This is a genomic window from Pseudomonadota bacterium (assembly GCA_026388215.1).
Classification (GTDB): Bacteria; Desulfobacterota; Syntrophorhabdia; order Syntrophorhabdales; family Syntrophorhabdaceae; genus JAPLKF01.
This window is the reverse complement of the sequence record JAPLKF010000050.1, coordinates 1-3161: the sequence shown is the minus strand read 5'-3', so window position 1 is coordinate 3161 and position 3161 is coordinate 1. Positions and strand designations below refer to the sequence as shown.

General features: G+C 43.9%; 3 protein-coding genes. All 3 read right to left on the bottom strand.

Annotated elements, in window-relative coordinates; all coding sequences use genetic code 11:
* Positions 1 to 17 precede the first annotated feature (17 nt).
* Positions 18 to 1235: a Tm-1-like ATP-binding domain-containing protein gene (locus NTU69_03690; GenBank protein MCX5802630.1), complete on the bottom strand. Its 1218-nt coding sequence runs from the start codon at positions 1233 to 1235 to the stop codon at positions 18 to 20.
* Complete coding sequence (locus NTU69_03685; GenBank protein MCX5802629.1) at positions 1235 to 2884, bottom strand: class I adenylate-forming enzyme family protein; 1650 nt, start codon at positions 2882 to 2884, stop codon at positions 1235 to 1237. Before NTU69_03685 ends, NTU69_03690 begins: the two co-directional genes overlap by 1 nt.
* Before the next feature lie 85 nt (positions 2885 to 2969).
* On the bottom strand, positions 2970 to 3161 hold a 192-nt coding region (locus NTU69_03680; GenBank protein MCX5802628.1), incomplete at its 5' end, for a phenylphosphate carboxylase subunit beta.

Here is a 3161-nt window from a genome sequence, read left to right as displayed (position 1 = left end):
ATACTCTTTTCTTGAATTTACTTAAACAATTCCAAACTTGCATTTACAATTGCCTGTGCGAATTGAGGCTCTTCCATATTGGCGTCTACCTCTATAATTTCATATTCAGGCTTTAGACCTTTTCTTAATTCCTTTATAAATATCCTGTCTTCCTCTGGATCATGCGTTATGCTCCCAGGTGTATCAACAGATGACCAGCCCTTCAGAGGAATTATCGCTTTTACAGGTGCTTCTGACTTATTCAACTTTTCAGCAAAGACATTTGCTGCCATTTTAAGTTCCTCAGGGGATGCCCTAAGCCAGGTACGAAATTTATCAAGGTTATATTTTCTACGCATTTTATGGTCATCTGTATACTTAGACTTCGGGGGTGTAATATGATTTACACCGCACGTAGAAACAATCTGAGGGATACCTGCCTTTCCCGCTGCCTCCAGCCTGTTAGGCCCGGCATCTCTCATCCCGCCTACTATATGCTCAATAACAGCCCCGGGGGCAAGGTCGATTACTCCATCAAAAAACCCTTGCTCGATCATCGCCTCCATTGCCCTGTCCCCTATCCCTGCTGCAGAAAAACCTATAACCTGATACCCACTTTTCTCGAGCATCTCCCTTACAGTGCTTGCACATTTCTCACAAGGCCCCAACATGGTAAGGGCAATAGCCTTTTTCTTCCCCTTTCCTTTTTTTGTTTTAAGACCCACTACCTCTGCCATTCCACATATCGCATAAGCTCCCCTGTCTATAACATTTTTAAGAACATCACTCAGCCCCGATATTTCTACAACAGAATGTATAAGTGCTATGTCACCTGTATCGATATATCTGGTAGACATACCGGGTAAGGCTGCTGTTGAAGATATCATAACCTTGGGAACTCCGAACGGAAGTGCTCTCATTACGTCTGTTGCCATGAGAGAGCCTGTAGAACCACCAATACCGATGATTCCGTCAAGCTTCCCCTCTTTCCACATATTAAGTGCAAGTATCGCTGCGCCTTTTGTCATAATTGCGGTATTTTTTGCCCTTTCACGGGATGCAAGGATCTCCTCAAAACTACTCCCCCCTGCCTCTGCTACTTTGCTGGGTGAAATATCAGCACTCATGCCCTCAGCTAACCTCATAGAAATATCAATAATAACAGGTATTTTCCCGAGTTCTTTAATCTTATCTCTTAAATAAATTGTCTCCACACCTTTTGTATCGAGGGTAGAAATAATCAGGATCGTCTTCATTATTTCCCCTCAGCCACCTTCTTTTCAAGTTCTGCCTTGAGCACCTTTTTATCCACCTTGCCCGAATCCCCAACAACGGGTAAAGCATCCAATATTTCAAGCCTTTCAGGCAGTTTGTATGCAGCCATCTTCTTCTCTTTTAGAAATGTGATCATCTCATCTTTTGTAAGGGTTTCACCTGCCTCGGGGACTACATAAGCGCAGCTACGCTCCCCCATCTCTACATCCGGATACCCAATTATTGCAACATTCGCAATCTTAGGGTGTTCATTAAGAATCCCTTCTATCTCTGCAGGGTATATATTCTGTCCACCCCTTATAATCATATCCTTTGCCCTTCCCATAATCCAGAGAAAATCATCCTCTGACTTCACGATATCACCCGTAGTGGTCCATCCATCATTATTAAAAACAGGTGCAGTTGCTTCAGGGTCACGGTAGTATCCTGCAGGGGCATGAGGTCCTCTGAACCATAATTGTCCAGGTTCTCCTTCAGATACCTCTTTTCCTTCATCATCCAGCAGTCTGACCTTATTACCGGGTAGCATCTTCCCTACCGTCCTTCTTCTTACTTCTTCAGGATCATCTATGGTGCACCCGGAAACTGAACCTACATCCTGGGTTCCAAGGTCGCTCGTGATAATTGCTTTAAATCTTTTTTCTGCTTCTTCTGCAACCTGCGGGGGGAGGTACCCTCCTGCGGAACGAATGAACCTCAGAGAACTCAAATCATACTTTGTTTCATCTGCTTCAAGCATCCTCACCAGATGTGTTGGTACAACCCCTATGGCAGTGACCTTTTCCTTCTCTATAAGGGCAAGGGCGCCTTCCGGGTTAAACTCCTCCATTAAAACAGTCTTTGCACCTGCAAAAGGTGCTGCAAAATACGTGAGGCTTCCTGCTGCACCACCTGCATGAGGAGCAATGGCAAGTGTAATATCATCCTTTGTCAGTTTCCATATATCTACCCTTGCCTTTAAGGTGCAAACCCTTGATGCGATTGGCCACTCCACGAGTTTTGGAAGACCTGTGGTACCTGTTGTACTCGTAAGAAGCCCTACATCTCCGGTAGAGCTAAATCTTCTCTCATCAAGAAGATGAAGCTTTGATCGAGCAGCCTGTTTATGAGCCAGTTTTACGAGTGAAAAGCTCCCTTCAGGTGCCCCTTCTGGAACCTCTTCATCAAAAAGAAAAAAATATTTAAGATTTTTTGATTTGCCCTTAAGATCCGTGTACATGTCAAGATAATTAAAGTTACGATAAATTCGAGGGATACAGACTGCATGGGCCTCTGTCCTCTCAAGCATATATTCAAGTTCTTTTTCCCTCAAGTAAGGATAGACGGTAAGCGAAATAAGCCCTGCCCTTTCACAGGCAATACGGGCGAGAAAACCATAGACACTGTTGGGTGCCTGTATGATAATCCTTGCATCCTTTGGAATGCCCATCTCCACCCATGCTAATGCAAGGCTATCTATAAGCTTTTTTGCCTCAGCCCAGGTTACACGATACTTTGAATCAACAAGGGCCTCTCTCTTTCCAAACTTTTTTGCATTCCTTGCCCAGAAATCATAAAAAACCTCATCAGTCCAGTATCCATCCCTTTTAAACTCATTTATCATTCCATCGGTATACCTTATTGGTCTCATACTTCCCCCTTAGTATTTTAGGGAACAGGGTTTAGCAATCAAGAATCGCTGCTTCTTATACCCTATACCCTATCCCCTCGTTTTTTCAGCCTTCTAATCCATATTCTTTCCAGCGGGCCTGAACCTTTTTCACCATTTCTTCGTCAAGGAAAATCTCAGTAGGTTTTCTTTTCCATTCATATGGAACGGTAGCATCCATAATTATTCTCGACACAATGTCCCTTGCATCAATTGGGAGGGCAGGGTCGAGAGGTGTAGACCTTCCGCGTTTTATAAT

What these genes read in the sequence shown, in the direction of transcription:
- NTU69_03685 (MCX5802629.1), bottom strand. Translation starts at nt 2,884, where the DNA reads ATGAGACCAATAAGGTATACCGATGGAATGATAAATGAGTTTAAAAGG.
- NTU69_03690 (MCX5802630.1), bottom strand. Translation starts at nt 1,235, where the DNA reads ATGAAGACGATCCTGATTATTTCTACCCTCGATACAAAAGGTGTGGAG.